This is a genomic window from Streptomyces malachitofuscus (assembly GCF_055571035.1).
Window position 1 is genome coordinate 299,287 of the sequence record NZ_JBVIGA010000004.1, and the last position, 16,426, is coordinate 315,712.

14 protein-coding genes are annotated in these 16,426 nt (G+C 72.8%); 4 read left to right on the forward strand and 10 right to left on the reverse strand.

What is annotated here, in order from left to right:
- The first annotated feature begins 19 nt into the window (after positions 1-19).
- Both ACZ44S_RS08100 and ACZ44S_RS08105 read left to right on the forward strand, forming a co-directional pair.
- A complete protein-coding gene (locus ACZ44S_RS08100; protein ID WP_466925759.1) occupies positions 20-730 on the forward strand; it encodes an ArsR/SmtB family transcription factor in 711 nt (236 codons plus the stop codon).
- Positions 731-793: 63 nt separating this feature from the next.
- On the forward strand, positions 794-1,756 hold the full coding sequence (locus ACZ44S_RS08105) for a DMT family transporter (protein WP_466925761.1): 963 nt from the start codon (positions 794-796) through the stop codon (positions 1,754-1,756).
- Here ACZ44S_RS08105 and ACZ44S_RS08110 read toward each other — a convergent pair.
- The 10 genes from ACZ44S_RS08110 to ACZ44S_RS08155 form a co-directional block, all read right to left on the reverse strand.
- Complete coding sequence (locus ACZ44S_RS08110) at positions 1,748-3,070, reverse strand: MFS transporter (protein ID WP_466925764.1); 1,323 nt, start codon at positions 3,068-3,070, stop codon at positions 1,748-1,750. The two genes, ACZ44S_RS08105 and ACZ44S_RS08110, sit on opposite strands and share 9 nt — an antisense overlap.
- Positions 3,071-3,271: 201 nt before the next feature.
- Positions 3,272-4,357: a Zn-dependent alcohol dehydrogenase gene (locus ACZ44S_RS08115; RefSeq protein ID WP_190166393.1), complete on the reverse strand. Its 1,086-nt coding sequence runs from the start codon at positions 4,355-4,357 to the stop codon at positions 3,272-3,274.
- A 16-nt stretch (positions 4,358-4,373) separates the two neighbouring features.
- Positions 4,374-5,762: an aldehyde dehydrogenase family protein gene (locus ACZ44S_RS08120; protein ID WP_466925767.1), complete on the reverse strand. Its 1,389-nt coding sequence runs from the start codon at positions 5,760-5,762 to the stop codon at positions 4,374-4,376.
- A 105-nt stretch (positions 5,763-5,867) separates the two neighbouring features.
- Positions 5,868-7,211, reverse strand: coding sequence for an ABC transporter ATP-binding protein (locus tag ACZ44S_RS08125; RefSeq protein ID WP_466925770.1), 1,344 nt, complete (start codon positions 7,209-7,211; stop codon positions 5,868-5,870).
- A gap of 202 nt (positions 7,212-7,413) precedes the next feature.
- The gene (locus ACZ44S_RS08130) at positions 7,414-7,617 is read right to left on the reverse strand and encodes a hypothetical protein (protein WP_466925772.1); all 204 of its coding nucleotides are present in this window, start codon (positions 7,615-7,617) and stop codon (positions 7,414-7,416) included.
- Positions 7,618-7,721: 104 nt separating this feature from the next.
- On the reverse strand, positions 7,722-8,951 hold the full coding sequence (locus tag ACZ44S_RS08135) for an MFS transporter (RefSeq protein WP_466925774.1): 1,230 nt from the start codon (positions 8,949-8,951) through the stop codon (positions 7,722-7,724).
- 29 nt (positions 8,952-8,980) lie between these two features.
- A complete protein-coding gene (locus ACZ44S_RS08140; protein ID WP_466925777.1) occupies positions 8,981-10,378 on the reverse strand; it encodes a CitMHS family transporter in 1,398 nt (465 codons plus the stop codon).
- Between the two features lie 133 nt (positions 10,379-10,511).
- A complete protein-coding gene (locus ACZ44S_RS08145) occupies positions 10,512-12,776 on the reverse strand; it encodes a molybdopterin oxidoreductase family protein (protein ID WP_466925780.1) in 2,265 nt (754 codons plus the stop codon).
- Positions 12,777-12,866: 90 nt separating this feature from the next.
- Positions 12,867-13,484, reverse strand: a complete 618-nt coding sequence (locus ACZ44S_RS08150) for a TetR/AcrR family transcriptional regulator (RefSeq protein WP_466925974.1) — start codon at positions 13,482-13,484, stop codon at positions 12,867-12,869.
- Complete coding sequence (locus ACZ44S_RS08155; protein WP_466925781.1) at positions 13,484-14,107, reverse strand: hypothetical protein; 624 nt, start codon at positions 14,105-14,107, stop codon at positions 13,484-13,486. Before ACZ44S_RS08155 ends, ACZ44S_RS08150 begins: the two co-directional genes overlap by 1 nt.
- A gap of 177 nt (positions 14,108-14,284) precedes the next feature.
- Between ACZ44S_RS08155 and hmgA the strand changes: the two genes are divergently transcribed.
- Entirely contained in the window at positions 14,285-15,637 is a 1,353-nt protein-coding gene (hmgA, locus tag ACZ44S_RS08160; RefSeq protein ID WP_466925783.1) for a homogentisate 1,2-dioxygenase, read from the forward strand.
- Positions 15,638-15,664: 27 nt separating this feature from the next.
- Positions 15,665-16,414 carry a GntR family transcriptional regulator gene (locus ACZ44S_RS08165; RefSeq protein WP_466925786.1) on the forward strand — a complete coding sequence of 250 codons (750 nt, stop codon included), beginning with the start codon at positions 15,665-15,667 and terminating at the stop codon, positions 16,412-16,414.
- The last annotated feature ends 12 nt before the right edge of the window (positions 16,415-16,426 follow it).

The window sequence follows — 16,426 nt, forward strand, 5'->3', positions numbered from 1 at the left end:
GTGCCGCATGCTGGGTGACATGAGCAGGAAGGATCCCCGGGCGGCGGGGCTGGCCCGGTTCGCCGCGCTGATCGCCGACGAGACCCGGGCCGCGTGTCTGCTGGCGCTGCTGGACGGGCGGGCCTGGACGGCGGGCGAGCTGGCCCGGCACTCCGGGGTCGCCGCGTCCACGCTGAGCGAGCATCTGGGCAAGCTGGTCGCGGGCGGGCTGCTGGCCGAGGAACGCCAGGGCCGGCACCGGTACGTACGGCTCGCCGACGCGCGGGTCGCCCAGCTGGTGGAGGACCTGGCCGCGCAGGTCGCCCCGGGCGCCGCCGAACCCCCGCGCACCCTGCGGCAGTCCGGCGCCGGTTCCGCCATGGCCCGCGGGCGCACCTGCTACGACCATCTCGCCGGACGGCTCGGCATCGCCGTCACCGACGCCCTCACCGATCGGGGGCTGCTGCGTCAGGACACCGGGTTCGCGCTCACCGACGCGGGACTGGGCTGGTTCCGCTCGGCCGGCATCGGTCTCGACCGCCGGGGCCGCCGCCCCCTGGCCCGCGCCTGTCTCGACTGGACGGAACGCCGCCCCCACCTCGCCGGAGTCGCGGGCGCGGCCCTGTGCCGACACGCCCTGGACGAGCAGTGGTGCGTGCGCATCGGCTCCGAGCGTGCGGTGAAGGTGACCCGGGCGGGCGCTCACGCCCTGTCGGAGCTGCTGGGCATCGACGCGGAGACGCTGCGCTGACCCCGGGCCGCCCTGTCCGAAATCCGCGAGCCTCCCCTCCTTCGACCTCCTAGCCTCGGGAGCATGATGAACGTCTCCTCACGTCCCGCCCCGCGCGCCGAGGTGCTCGCGGCCTGCGCGGCCGCGGTCACCGTGGTGCTGTGGGCCTCCGCCTTCGTGTCCATCCGCAGTGCGGGGACCTCGTACTCCCCGGGGGCGCTGGCTCTCGGGCGGCTGCTGGCCGGGGCGCTGACGCTGGGGGCGATCTGCCTGGTGCGGCGGGTGGGGCCGCCGCACCGGTCGGCGTGGCGGGGGATCCTGATATCGGGGCTGCTCTGGTTCGGGTTCTACATGGTGGCCCTCAACTGGGGCGAGCAGCAGGTCGACGCCGGTACGGCCGCGCTGGTGGTGAACATCGGGCCGATCCTCATCGCGCTGCTCGGCGCCCGGCTGCTCGGGGACTCGATGCCGCCGCGGCTGCTGGCGGGGATGGCCGTGTCGTTCGCGGGCGCGGTGACCGTGGGCCTGTCGATGTCCGGCTCGGGCGGGTCCTCGGTGCTCGGAGTGGTGCTCTGTCTGCTGGCGGCCGTGGCGTACGCGGCGGGGGTCGTCGCGCAGAAGCCGGCGCTGAGCTCGGCGAGCCCGTTGCAGGTGACGACGTACGGGTGCCTGGTGGGAGCCGTGGCCTGTCTGCCGTTCGCCGGGCAGCTCGTGGGGGAGGCCGCCGACGCGCCCCTGTCCGCCACGCTCAACATGGTCTACCTGGGTGTGTTCCCGACCGCCCTCGCGTTCACGACCTGGGCCTACGCCCTGGCCCGGACGACCGCCGGACGGATGGGGGCGACGACCTACGCGGTGCCGGCCCTGGTCGTGCTGATGTCCTGGCTGGCGCTCGGCGAGGTGCCGGGAGCGCTGACCCTGGTGGGCGGCGCCCTGTGTCTGGCGGGTGTGGCGGTGTCGCGGTCCCGGTCGAGGACGGCGACGGCCGCGGCTCCCCCGCGGACGGCCGGGGAGCCGCGGCCCGCGCGGGCCCGGGACTCAGCGTGAACGCGCCCGGTCCGCGAGGATCTTGATGGAGCCCAGGGCGATCAGTGACAGGACGATGATGTAGCCGGAGACGGCCATCGAGGTGTCCGTGGCCTCCAGCAGCAGCACCATGACGAACGGCGCGAGCCCGCCCCCGCCCACGGCGGCGATCTGGTAGCCGAGGGAGGCCCCGGTGTAGCGCATCTCGGGTGTGAACAGCTCGGCGAACAGGGCGGCCTGGGGGCCGTACATGATGCTCAGGAAGCAGCTCGCGACGAAGGTGCCGACCCCGAGCCAGAGCAGGGACCCGGTGTCGATCAGCAGGAACAGGGGGACGGCCCACAGCGCGATGCCGACCGCGCCGACGGTGTAGATCCGGATCCGGCCGGCCTTGTCGGACAGGGCGGCGGAGGCCGGGATCAGCACGAGCTGGGTCAGGCTGACGCAGAGGGAGACGGTCAGCACCGCGCCCTTGTCCATGTCCAGTTCGCGGGTCGTGTAGTCGAGGACGCCGGTGATGAGGATGTAGAACGTCGCGGTGTTCACGGCGAAGGAGCCGCCGGCCAGGAACACCGTGCCCAGGTGGTCGCGCAGGATCGTGCGCAGCGGGGAGCTCTGCTCGGTCCTCTCCTTCTCCGCCAGGGCCTTCTCGGCCTCGCGGAACTCGGGCGTCTCCTCGACCCGGGTGTGGATGTACCAGGCGAGGGCGAGCACGAACACGCCGACGAGGAAGGGCAGACGCCAGCCCCAGGCGCTGAAGGCGCCGTCCGTGGTGAACGCGCCCGCCAGCAGGAACACGGAGTTGGCGGTCACCACCCCGATGGGCACGCCGAGCTGGACCACGCTGCCGTACACCCCGCGCCGGCCCTCGGGGGCGTACTCGGTGGCCAGCAGCATCGCTCCGCCCCACTGGGCGCCGACGGCGACGCCCTGGGCGACGCGGAGCAGGACGAGGAGGACGGGAGCGGCGACGCCGATGGTCTCGTACGTCGGCAGGAGACCGATGCCGGTGGTGGCCAGGCCCATCACGGTGAGCGCGAGGACCAGCATCGGTTTGCGGCCGCGCTTGTCGCCGAGCTGGCCGGCGACGATGCCGCCGATGGGGCGGGCGAGGAAGCCGACGGCGAAGGTGGCGAAGGAGGCCAGGACCCCGGCGGTGGGGCTGCCGGCGGGGAAGTACAGGTCGCCGAGGACCAGTGCGGCGGCGATACCGAAGACGAAGTAGTCGTACCACTCGACGGCCGACGCGAGGGCGGCGGCCGTGGCGACCCTGCGGCGGTTGGGGGCGGCGGGAGTGGTGGCGGTGAGCGGCTGGGCGGAAGGTGCGGTGTCCATACGTGCGCGCTCCGATGGGTACGGGGACGGAACAGCGGAACAGGAGGCCCGGGTTCCGGGGAACATACTGACCGGACGGTATGGACGTCAACGGGTCGTGCGACGACAGTTTTTGCCTGTACCGGGCACCGATGGCGAACCCGGGTATGCCGGAGGCCCCGGCCTCGCGACGGGGGCCGGGGCGGCTCGTGGCCGTACGGGCTAGAAGACCACCAGCGCCCGTCCGCCCTTGCCGGCGAGCATGTTGTCGAAGGCGGCCGGGATACCGTCGAGGGCGATCCGTTCGGTGACCAGGGCGCCCGGGTCGAGGCGGCCGGCCCGGATGTGTCCGGCGAGCACCGGGAGGTCCCGGGCGGGGTCGGAGTTGCCGTAGACGCAGCCGGAGAGGGTCCGGCCCCAGTGGAAGATCTCCAGGGCGTTGAACGTGACCTGCTGGTCCTTGCCGCCGATGCCGACCACCGTGGTGCGTCCGCCGCGCCGGGTGGATTCCCAGGCGGTGCGGATGGTGGTCGCGCGGCCGACGCACTCCACGGCCACGTCCACGCCCTCCTTGCCGGTGAGGGCACGGATCTGCCGGGCGGTGGTGTCGGAGGCGACGAGGTAGTCGGTGGCCCCCGCGGCACGGGCGAGTTCCTCCTTCGCCGGGGAGACGTCGACCGCGACGATCGTCGAGGCGCCCGCGATCCGGGCCGACTGGAGGGCGGCGAGCCCCACTCCCCCGACGCCGAACACCGCGACGGTCTCACCGGGCCGCACCCGGGCGGAGTGGTGGACCGCGCCGTAGCCGGTGAGCACCGCGCAGCCCAGCAGGGCGGCGTCGGCGAGCGGAACGCCCTCCGGGGCGGGCAGGACGCAGGAGGCGGGCACCACCGTCTCCTCGGCGAACGCGGCGACGTTCAGCCCGGGGTACAGGTCGGTGCCGTCGTCGGCGCGGCGGGCGTGCACCTGCGCCGCGCCGTCCAGGGCGCCCGCGCACAGCCACACCTCACCGCGCGCGCAGGCGGGGCAGGCGCCGCAGGAGGGGGCCCAGTTGAGGACCACGCCGTCGCCGGGCGCGACATGGGTGACCCCCTCGCCGGCGGCGACGACCGTGCCGGCGCCCTCGTGGCCGAGGACGGCCGGGACCGGCAGGCGCATGGTGCCGTTGGACAGGGACAGGTCGGAGTGGCAGACGCCGGCGGCGGCGAGCCGGACGCGGACCCGGCCGGGTCCGGGCTCGGGCAGGTCGATCCCGGTGACCTCCAGCGGGGCACCGACGGCGGGCAGAACGGCGGCACGTACGGCCATGGCGGTCACGACTCTCCTAGAACTGGAGGGACTTGGTCTGGAGGTACTCGGACAGGCCGTGCGCGCCGAGTTCGCGGCCCACGCCCGACTGCTTGTAGCCGCCGAAGGGTGCGAGGGGGTTGAAGCGGCCGCCGTTGATGTCGACCTGGCCGGTGTCCATGCGCCGGGCGAAGGCCACCGCCTCCGTCTCGTCGCCGGCCCAGACGGCACCGGCGAGGCCGTAGACGGTGCCGTTGGCGATGCGCAGGGCGTCGTCCTCGTCGTCGTAGCGCAGGACGGACAGGACCGGGCCGAAGATCTCCTCCTGGGCGATGGTCATCTCCGGGGTGACGTCGGCGAAGACGGTGGGGCTGACGTAGAAGCCCTTCTCCCTCGGCGCCTCGGGACCGCCCGCGGCCAGGCGGGCGCCCTCGGCGAGGCCCTTCTCGATGTAGCCGCGCACCCGGTCCCGCTGCCGGGCGCTGACCACCGGGCCGATGCGGTCGCCGTACTTGGCGGCGGCGGCCGCGGCGAGTCCCACCGCCTCGTCGTACTGGTCGCGGTGGACCAGCATGCGGGTCCAGGCGCTGCAGGTCTGGCCGGAGTTGGACATCACGTTGGCGACCCCGACGTTCACCGCGCGGGCCAGGTCGGCGCTCGGCAGGACGACGTTGGCGGACTTGCCGCCGAGTTCGAGGGCGACCTTCTTCACCATGCCGGTGGCGATCGCGCCGATGCGGCGGCCGACGGCGGTCGAGCCGGTGAAGGAGACCAGGTCGACGTCCTGGTGCTCGGCGAGGGCCTGGCCGGCCACCGGACCGAGTCCGGTGACGAGGTTGAAGACGCCCGCCGGGACCCCGGCCTCGTGCACGGCCTCCGCGAAGAGCCGGGCGACCAGCGGGGTGTCCTCGGCGGGCTTGACGACGAGGGTGCAGCCCGCCGCGAGGGCGGGGGCGGCCTTGGCGACGATCTGGTGGAGCGGGTAGTTCCAGGGGGTGATCGCGCCGACCACACCGACCGGTTCGTGCAGGACCGTGGAGTTCCCCACCCGCTCCTCGAAGGCGTACGTCGCCGCCAGTTCGGCGTACGAGCCCGCGACCGCGACCGGGACGCCCGCGTGGACGGTCGCCGAGAGCTTCAGGGGCGCGCCGAGTTCGGCGGTCACCGTCTCCGCGATCTCCTCCTGCCGGCCGGCCAGCACGTCCCTGAGGGCGGCGAGGCGGGCGGCGCGCTCGGCGGGCGGGGTGGCGGCCCAGGCCGGGAGGGCGGCACGGGCGGCGCGCACGGCGGCGTCGACGTCCTCCACGGTGCCGGCGGGGACGGTGGCGATCACCTGCTCGTCGGCCGGGTTCACCACCTCGATCACGTCCGGGCCGGCGGCCGGGCGCCAGGCGCCGTCGATGTACATGCCGTCGTATGCCTTCATCGCGCTTCCTCCGGGGCGGGCGTCGGGGGACGGCTGCTCACGTCGTCCGGCCCCTAAACTAGCGATGATAGTTTTCCGGCGCCAGGGGGGTACGGCCGCGCCCGGTCACTCTTCCAGGCCGGGCAGCCGGTCCGGGTTCGGGCAGATCCGTTCGCCGTGCTGGTCGAAGACGAACAGGTGGGCGAGGTCGACCAGGAGCGGTACCTGCATGCCGTGCCGGAGCCGGATGTCCGGGGTGGTGCGGACGATGAGGTCACCGGCGACACGCGGTTCGACGGAGGCGGGCGCGCCATCCGGACGCGCGGGCTCGTCCAGCGTGGCGAGGGACCCGGCGCGCAGCGCCCCCGCCCGTTCCCGCAGTCGCTCCAGGACCGTGCCCCCCTCGCGGCGGCGGCGCCGGGCCTGGCGCTCGGGGCTCGGACGGGGGGCCTCCAGCTCGGGCACCACGGCGGGACTGGAACCGGTGTTGAAATGGACGAGCACCTCGTGGCCCTGGAACTCCAGATGCTCCACCAGTCCGGTGAGGGCCACCTCGCCGGTCCGGGCGGCGGCCGGTTTGGCGATCCGGACGGCCTCCGAGCGCAGCCCCACGATGACCTCCCGGCCCTGCTGGACCCGCAGCAACTGATGGTCCAGGGAGAGCGGTTCGGGCAGCCGCAGGAACTGTTTGCCCAGGCTGATGGTCATCGCCCCGTCCAACGGGGCGCGCACCAGACCCCGGAGGAGATTGATGCGCGGGGTGCCGATGAACGCGGCGACGAAGACGTTGTTCGGCAGCGAATACACCGCACGCGGGGTGCCGACCTGCTGCAGGACGCCCCCGCGCAGCACGGCCACCCGGTCGCCGAGCGACATCGCCTCGGACTGGTCGTGGGTGACATAGACGGTGGTGACGCCCAGCTCACGGGTGAGCTGGGAGATCTCGGCGCGCAGATGGTTGCGGAGCTTGGCGTCGAGGTTGGACAGCGGCTCGTCCATCAGGAACGCGGAGGGGTGGCGGGCGATGGCCCGGCCCATGGCGACCCGCTGGCGTTCACCGCCGGAGAGCTGGGCGGGGAAGCGGTCGAGAAGGTCCTCGATGCCGAGCATGCGGGCGGTGGCGTCCACCCGCGGGGCCGGGTCGGTGCCGGGCGCCTCGATGCGCAGCGGGAAACCGATGTTGTCGCGGCTGGTCATGCTCGGGTACAGGGCGAAGTTCTGGAACACCATCGCCATGTCCCGGTCGGACGGGGGCAGGTCGTTGCCGTACTCGCCGTCGAGGAACAGCCGGCCCTCGTCGATCTCCTCCAGTCCCGCGATCATCCTGAGCACGGTGGACTTGCCGCAGCCGGAGGGGCCGAGCAGGACGAGGAACTCCCCCGGCGCTATGTCCAGCGACAGCCGGTCCACCACGCGAACGCCTCGCGTGTATGCCTTGCTCACATCGTGCAGGGTGATGGCGCGTGTCATGAGGGGGCCCCCGGGGGCTCATCAGGGCGCTGTTGCTCCGCGGTCGGACGCCTCGTGCGGGTCGTACGGGACGTGTGAGTCACGGAAGCTAACGGAAAGTAGGCGGCCGGGGGAAGATGCGGGACGGGATCTCGGCGCTTCGTCCGATCCGTGAGAAAGCGGACGCCGGGATTCAGCGCGTGCCGCGGAGCATCCCCGCGCGTCAGCCCTCCCCGCCGTCGGAGGCGTTCGTCGACGATCCCCGCGCGCCCGCGCGCGGACGGGTCACCCGGAGCACCTCGCCGGCCAACAGGGTCGCCCTGGCCACGCCGTGCGTCCAGCGCGGACCGCCCCGCGCCGCCCAGGCAACACAGACACATCCGCCGACGACGACCACGAGCACACCGGACAGGACGGCTATGAGCATGGGGTTCCTCTCGTGGGCGTACGGCGCCCGCTCCTCGCGGGGCGGCCCCGTACGAGCGTGTGATCCCAACATCCTGTCAGTGCGCGGGCGCTCCCGACTGCCGTTCAGGGGGTCGTACGGCAGCCGGAGCGGTCGCGGGCGGGTTCCCGGCCGGGCGGCCGGTCCTCCGCCGGACCGGCCGGGGTGCGCAGGGCGACGCCCGAGGAGAGGAGGAGAAGGACGCCCAGCATCACGAACGGGGCCGCCGCACCGGCCACGCCCGCGATCAGACCCGCCGCCGCGGGCGCGGCGACCTGGCCCAGGCGGTTGCCGGTCAGCCGCAGGGCGAGGGCCGTGGAGCGGGCTTCGGCCGGGGCGGCCTGGACGACCGTGGTCATGGAGAGCGGCTGGCCGACGCCCAGGCAGAAGCCGAGGGCGGCCAGGATCAGCGCCAGCGCCCAGACCGGCACCGGCAGCGCCACCCCCGCGCACAGCAGCGCCGCCAGCAGACAGGTCACCGTCAGCAGCACCGTCCGTCCGAGCAGCCGCAGCAGGGGCGTGAGCACCAGCCGGCAGGCGATCGTGGCCGCCGCGCGCAGGCTGAGCAGCACGCCGATGACGGCCGGGTCGATGCCCCGGTGCTCGCCGACCACCGGGAGGTAGGCGGTGAGGATGTCGGTCGCGGACAGCACCGCCAGGCTGATGAGGATGCCGGCGGGTACGCCCCGGGCCCGCAGGATGCGGCGCACCGGCACCCGTTCGCCGGGTCCGGTACGGGACTTGAGGGCTCCGGGGCGTTCGATCCGCCACAGGGAGGTGAGGGCGACCGCTCCGCCCGCTCCCGCCACGAGCAGGGCGAGCGCGCTGCTGGTGGCCATGTCCGGCCCGATCAGCGCGCCCGCCGCGACGGGTCCGGCCAGCTGCCCGAGCGAGGCGCCGATGGTGAAGTGGCCGAAGTTGCGGTCCTGTTCGTGCGGTGCGGACTGGCGCGCGACGAGCGACTGGGCGCCGATGACGAAGCAGAGGTGGCCGAGGCCCATCACTCCGCTCCACAGGGCCATCGTCACCGGCGAGCCGGCGATGCCGCTCAGTGCGCAGCCGCCGGAGATGAGCACCACCCCGGCCGGCAGCAGGGGCGCGCAGCGTCCGTGGTCGGTGCGCCGGCCGAGCGGTACGGCGGCGAACAGCGGGAGCAGCGCGTACACGCCCGCGATCACACCGATCGCCCTCTCGTCCGCCCCCAGCGCCAGCGCCCGGTAGGAGACGGCGGGCCGGGCCATCGACACCGCCCCCTGCGCGAAGCCGAAGGCGATGACGAGGCGGAGCAGCCAGCCGCGGTTCCCACCGGGCGTCATGGTCGGGTCCCTCCTGGGTCCGGTGGGGTTCAGATGATGCCGAACAGGATTCCGGCCCCGAGGATCAGCAGGCAGGTGAGGGCCGCCCACTTCACCACGAACCGCGTGTGGTCGCCGAACTCGACCTTGGCCATGCCGACGAGGACGTAGACCGCGGGGACGAGCGGGCTGGACATGTGCAGCGGCTGGCCGACGAGGGAGGCGCGGGCCATCTCCAGCGGGGAGACGCCGTGGGCGGCACCCGCCTCGGCGAGGACGGGCAGGACGCCGAAGTAGAAGCCGTCGTTGGACATGAAGTAGGTGAGCGGCAGGCTCAGCAGGCCGGTGACCAGGGCCATGTGGGGGCCCATGGCCTCGGGGATGACGTCCACCATCCACCCGGCCATGCTGTCGACCATCCCGGTGCCCTGGAGCACGCCGGTGAAGACGGCGGCGGCGAAGACCATGCCGGAGACGTTGAGGACGTTGTCGGCGTGGGCCGCGATGCGGGCCTTCTGGTCGGGGATGTGCGGGAAGTTGACGGAGAGGGCGAGCGCGGCGCCGAGCAGGAACAGCACCGGGATCGGCAGCCATTCCATGATCATGGCGGTGAGCAGGGTAAGGGTGAGCAGTGCGTTGAACCAGTAGAGCCCTGGACGCAGGGTGGAACGGTGCGGGTCGAGTCCCTGGAAGTCGTCGTCCGCCGTCTCGGCGTCCGTGCCGGCGCCGGAGCCGCCGGTGCCCTTCTCCGGCACGTCGGTGCCCGCGCCGCCCGTGCCGACCAGCACGGTCTCCTTCTCCTTCTCCTCGACCAGTGCCTCGTCGAGCGTCAGCGTGCCCAGCCGCCTGCGCTCGCGCAGACCGAGGACGTACGCCAGGACGAAGACGCCCAGCAGACCGACCAGCAGGGCGGGGATCATCGGAACGAAGATGTCGCTGGCGTCGAGCTTGAGCGCGGTCGCCGCACGGGCCGTCGGACCGCCCCAGGGAAGGGTGTTCATGACGCCGTTGGCCATGGCGGCCACACCGGTCATCACCACGAGGCTCATCCCGAGTCGCTTGTACAGGGGGTACATCGCCGAGACGGTGATCATGAACGTGGTGGATCCGTCGCCGTCCAGGGACACGACCGCGGCGAGCATCGCGGTGCCGACGACGATCCGCATCGGGTCCGCTTTGCAGAACCTGAGGATCCCGCGGACGATCGGGTCGAAGAGTCCGACGTCGATCATCACACCGAAGTAGACGATCGCGAACATGAGCATCGCCGCGGTGGGGGCGAGGCTGGACACGCCGTCGATGACGTAGTCACCGAGGTGCGCGCCCTTGCCGACGAACACGCAGAACAGCGCGGGGATCAGCACGAGCGCCGCGATCGGCGACATCTTCTTCATCATGATCAGGACCAGGAAGGTCGCGATCATGGCGAAGCCGAGGATGGTCAGCATGAATGGACACCTAACGTTCGCCCTTGAACTCCCACCAGGGCCGGCGGTGCGACGACATTAGGTGCGGCCGAACGGCGTCAACAAGACATCGGCCCGCGAGCAATAAGCGCAAAACCCCAGGTCACAGCTTTGCTCAGGTCAGAGCGTCGAACGTTTCGGTCACGGCGGCGGTCAGCGGGGCCACCTCGACGGGCACTCCGTTGAGCACGGCGTTGCCCGACAGCGGGTCGAGGAGGCTGCCGTCGAGGAGCTGGTTGACGTTGGCGCCGGGGTCGGCCGAGGCGTGCCGTGTGCGGGTGCCGGGACGGTCGTGTCCCCAGCCGTGCGGCAGGCTCACCACGCCCCGGCGGACGGCGTCGGTGACCTCAGCGGGGGCGGTCACCTCGCCCCCGGCTCCCTTGACGCGCACCGGCTGCCCGTCCCGTATGCCGAGGCGTTCGGCGTCGTCGGGGTGGAGGTGGAGGGTGCAGCGGTTGGAGCCGCCGGTGAGGGCGGGCACGTTGTGCATCCAGCTGTTGTTGGAGCGCAGATGGCGGCGGCCGACGAGGACGAGTCCGTCGGGGCGTTCGTCGAGGGCGGCGCGCAGCCGGGGGAGGTCGGCGGCGATCGGCCCGGGCAGCAGCTCGACCTTTCCGCTGCGGGTCTTCAGCGGCTGGGGCAGCCGTGGGCGCAGGGGGCCGAGGTCGATGCCGTGCGGGTGGGCGAGCAGTCGGTCGAGGGTGAGGCCGTCGGGGGCGGCGCCGAAGCCGTCGCCGTAGGGGCCGAGGCGCAGCATCATGTCGAGGCGCCGTTCGGGGCCGTTGTCGCCGGTGAGCAGGGCGGCCAGTTCCTTCGGGTCGCGGCCGTGCACCGGGGAGTGCGGGTCCCGGACCGCCTTGCCGAGGGTCTGGTCGATCACCAGGGCGTCCACGGCGGCGGGGTCGGCGCCGTGCATGCCGGTGGCGGCGAGGACCAGCCGGGCGAGGATCTCGGTCTCGGCCATGCGGCCGGGCTCCAGGGGGACGGCCGGGCGGGTGTAGCGGACCTGGTTGCGTACGGCGAGGGTGTTGAAGGCGAAGTCGTGGTGCGCGCTCTGCGCGGGCGGGGGCGGCGGCAGGACGACGTCCGCGTGCCGTGAGGTCTCGTTGAGGTACGGATCGACGCTCACCATGAAGTCGAGCGAGCCGAGCGCCTTGTCGAGCCGGTCGCCGTCCGGGGCGGAGAGCACCGGGTTGGCGGCGACGACGATGAGGGCGCGTACCGGCTCGCCCTCGTCGGTGGGGGTGTCGATCTCCTCGGCCAGGGCGGACAGCGGGAGTTCGCCCTTGGCCTCCGGGTGCCGGCGCACCCGGGAGTGCCAGCGGCCGAGGGCGAAGCCGCGGCCGGGTCCGGCGGGGCGCGGTGTCCTGTCGGTGGCGGCCTGCGGGAAGAGGGCGCCGCCGGGGCGGTCGAGGTTGCCGGTGAGGATGTTGAGGACGTCGACGAGCCAGCTGGCGAGGGTGCCGTGCGGGACGGTGCAGCTGCCGATGCGGCCGTAGACGGCGGCGGTGGGGGCGGCGGCGAGTTCGCGGGCGAGGGTGCGGATGACGGCGGCGTCGATGTCGCAGGCGGCGGCCACCGCCTCGGGTGTGAACTCGGTCAGTGCGGCGGCGAGTTCCTCGTCACCCTGGATGTGCGGTGCCCGCTCGCCGAGGTCGGCGAGGCCCTCGTCGAGCAGGGTGTGCGCCATCGCCGCGAGGAGCAGCGCGTCGGTGCCGGGGCGGATGGCGAGGTGCCGGTCGGCGAGGCGGGCGGTGCGGGTGCGGCGGGGGTCGATGACGGTGAGGGTGCCGCCGCGGGCCCTGAGCGCCTTGAGCCGGCCGGGGAAGTCGGGGGCGGTGCACAGGCTGCCGTTGGATTCCAGCGGGTTGGCGCCGATCAGCAGGAGGTGGTCGGTGCGGTCGAGGTCCGGTACGGGGATGAGGTTCGCGTCGCCGTAGAGCAGTCCGCTGGAGACGTGCTTGGGCATCTGGTCGACGGTGGAGGCGGTGAACAGGCTGCGGGTGCCGAGCCCGCCGATGAGCACGGGCGGGTAGAGGGCGCCGGCCATGGTGTGGACGTTGGGGTTGCCGAGGACGACGCCGACGGCATGCGGTCCGTGCCGCTCGACGACGGGACGTATCCCGGCGGCCACGGCGTCGAACGCCGCCTCCCACGTGGTCTCGCGCAGCTCTCCGTCGACGCGGACGAGCGGGGCGCGCAGCCGGTCGGGGTCGGAGTCCACGGCGCCGAAGGCGGCGCCCTTGGGGCAGATGAAGCCTTTGCTGAACACGTCGTCGCGGTCGCCGCGGGCACCGGTGACGTGGCCGTCGTCGATGGTGAGCGTCAGGCCGCAGGTGGCCTCGCACAGCGGACAGATGCGAAGGGCGGTGCGGGACACGGGTCCTCCCGGTACGGCGGCGGTGGCGCACGGACGAGCCGAGCATACCGACCGGTACGCATGCTGGGGAGGGGGTGGCGCGGGCCGGCCTCAGTCCAGTACCTGGGCCAGATAGGCGCGCAGCATCCCGCGCAGTTCGCCGATGACCCTCTCGTCCCCGTCGGGCGCCATCCGGAACGCCAGGTGGACGAGGGCGTCGGCCGTCTCGACGGCGATGAGGACGGTGCGGCCCAGGTCCTCGTCGGGCTCGCGGCCCAGATAGGCGGAGAGCAGGTCGGTCAGGCGGCCGGCGACGCGGTGGTTGGGTTCGGTCCTGCGGGTGCCGACCGGGATCTGGTTGCCGAAGTCGACCAGGGAGAAGCCGGGAGCGGTGCGCTTCATGTCCAGGTAGGCGTCGAGCACGACGTCCATGGCGTGCCGCCAGCCCCGGTCACCGGTGGCTTCGAGACGTTGGCCCACCCGTTCGGTGAAGCGTTCCAGGTTGCGCTGGGCCAGGGCGTCGGCCATCTGGCGCTTGTTGCCGAAGAAGCGGTAGACGGAGCCGATGGGCACGCCTGCCCGCTCGGCGACGGCCCGGGTGCTGAGGTCGTCGTACCCGGCTTCGTCGAGGAGTTCGGCGCAGGCGTCGAGGATTCTGGCCAGCCGTTCGGCGCTGCGCCGCTGCACGGGCGCTCTGCGGAGCGATGTCGCGTGGGGCACGGGCTTCATCATGCCTGCTCGGCACCGTCCGGTGAACCTCGCCCTCCGCTACGGTTCCGGACGCCCCCGTCGCGCTCCTGTCCGCCCGGGACGCCCGCCCCGGCGATGGGCTCCGCGCTCGGGTCCGCGCTCGGCTCCTCCTCCGACACGGTGATGTCGGCCGTGCTCTCGACGGGCTCGCCGTCCACGGCCCACACCGAGCCGTCGTCGGCGTACAGACGCGCGGTGATCTGGTGTGTCCCGCGCGGCACGAAGCTGCCGGGAAGGTGGTATTCGGGGGTGCGCAGCAGGGCGACGCGGCGGCCGTCGACCTCGAGGCGGGCCATGCCGCGGCCGGCCACCGCCCGCTCGCTCGCCCCGTCCGGGGAGAAGCGGAAGTTGCGCACGCGCAGCCGTACGTCCCAGCCGCCGTCGCCGTCGGGCGCGACCTCGACCCCCACCTCGGGCGCGTTCTCCCCGCTCACCTCGCGATAGGGGCGCCCGTCCGCGTCCCGCTCGTCGAGGAGCCGGCCGACCGGCGAGGGCGACACCTCGTCCTGCCCCTGGGCGGCACGGGAGTCACAGCCCGCGGATCCGGCCAGCAGGGCGACACAGACCGCGAGCGCGGTGATGATGCTCCGCCTCCACGTCATGCCGGGGAGCGTAGAACACCGGTGCGAGGCCGCGGATCCCCCTGAAGTCGGGTTCCGTGTCCTCCGACGAGAGGAGGGCGAGGCGACGCGGAGTGAGGGATCACGCGCCCTCTTGCGCTGCGGAAAACGCAATCCTACGGTGTCCCATAGGAATCGGAGCGCAAGGGAGCAGCGAACATGACCGATGGGGGAACCGCCCGCGCGGGAGCAGTCGGGCGCGAGGAAGCGCGCAAGGTGGCCGAAGGACTGGAGCACCTCTCCGGCTTCGGCAACGAGCACAGCTCCGAGGCGATCCCGGGCGCCCTGCCGGAGGGCCGCAACTCGCCGCAGCGCGCACCGCTCGGCCTGTACGCGGAGCAGCTGAGCGGTTCGGCGTTCACCGAGCCGCGGGCGGAGAACCGCCGCTCCTGGCTGTACCGGATCCGCCCGTCGGCCGCCCACCCCGCGTTCACCCGCACGGGCAACGGGGCGCTGCGCACCGCGCCCTTCACCCAGACCGTCCCCGACCCCAACCGGCTGCGCTGGAACCCGCTGCCCGAGCCGGCCGAGGGCACCGACTTCCTGGCCGGCCTGTGGACCCTGGGCGGGAACGGCGACGTCACCCAGCGCGCCGGGATGGCCGTGCACCTGTACCACGCCACCGCATCGATGGACCGGGTGTTCAGCGATGCCGACGGTGAGCTGCTGATCGTCCCCGAGCGGGGCGGACTGCTGCTGCGCACGGAGTTCGGGCTGCTGCACGTGGAGCCGGGAGACATCGCACTGATCCCTCGTGGGGTGCGGTTCCGTGTGGATCTCCTGGACGAGTCCGCCCGCGGATATGTGTGCGAGAACTATGGGGCGCCGTTCCGGCTGCCCGATCTCGGCCCCATCGGCGCCAACGGACTCGCCAACGCCCGGGACTTCCGGGCGCCCGTCGCCGCGTTCGAGGACGTCGAGCGCCCGGTGGAGGTGGTGAACAAGTTCTGCGGCAACCTCTGGTCGGCCACCTACGACCACTCCCCGCTGGATGTCGTGGCCTGGCACGGCAACCATGTGCCGTACGCCTACGATCTGCGTCGGTTCAATGTGATGGGAACCATCTCCTACGACCACCCTGACCCGTCGATCTTCACGGTGCTGACCTCTCCGAGCGACACCCCCGGACTGGCCGGGGTGGACTTCGTGGTCTTCGCCCCCCGCTGGCTGGTGGGCGAGGACACCTTCCGCCCGCCGTACTTCCACCGGAACGTGATGAGCGAGTACATGGGCCTGATCGAGGGCGCGTACGACGCGAAGGCGGAGGGCTTCGTGCCGGGCGGGGGCTCGCTGCACAACATGATGTCGGCGCACGGGCCCGACCGGGAGACCTTCGACAGGGCGAGCGCCGCGGAGCTGCGACCGCAGAAGATCGACGACGGGCTGGCCTTCATGTTCGAGACCCGCTGGCCGGTGTCCCTGACCCCCCAGGCGGCACGCGCGGAGCATCTGCAGCAGGGCTACGACGATGTGTGGCAGGGGCTCGAGCGTCACTTCCAGCCGTTGCACTGAACGTTCTCCGACCGGTACGGATAGCCCGTGACCTCCTTCGCTCCGGATTCGATCGTCCTGAACCGCAAGTTGCCGCTCTGGTACCAGGTGTCGCAGTCACTGCGCGCCTCGATCCTCGGCCGCTCACCCCAGGACCCCCTGCGCCTGCCCACCGAGGAACAACTGGCCGGGCACTACGGGGTGAGCGTGCTGACCATGCGGCAGGCGCTCAAGGAGCTGGAGGACGAGGGACTCATCACCCGCCACCGCCGGCGCGGGACCTTCATCGAGCCCGGCGCCCGGCGGGGCTCCCCGGTGCGGCTGCTGGGCTCGGTGGACGCGATCGTGGCCCAGCAGAGCGGGATGACCACCGAGTTGCTGGGGCACGGTCCGGCGCCGGTGCCGGCCGAGGTCGCCGAGTACTTCCCGGACCTGACCGAGGCGGCGGCGTACCACCGGCTGCGCAGCGACGAGAAGACGGGTGAGCCGACCAACCACGCCCGCAACTACGTCCGCCCCGAACTGGCCGCCCGCATCGACCTGGACGACCTGGTGCGGTGGCCGATGACCAAGGTGCTGCGGGATGTCGTCGGGGCGGACATCAGCCGGATCACGGACACCGTGGAGGCACGGCTCGCCGACCCGGAGACGGCCCGACTGCTCCAGGTGCCGCTGCTCAGCCCGATCCTGCACTACACGGGCGTCACCTACGACACCGGCGGCCGGCCCCTGGACGTGGCCGTCATCAACTACCGGGGCGACCGCTTCTCCTTCACGGTGACGCTCGACGCCACCTGATCCACCCTCTGC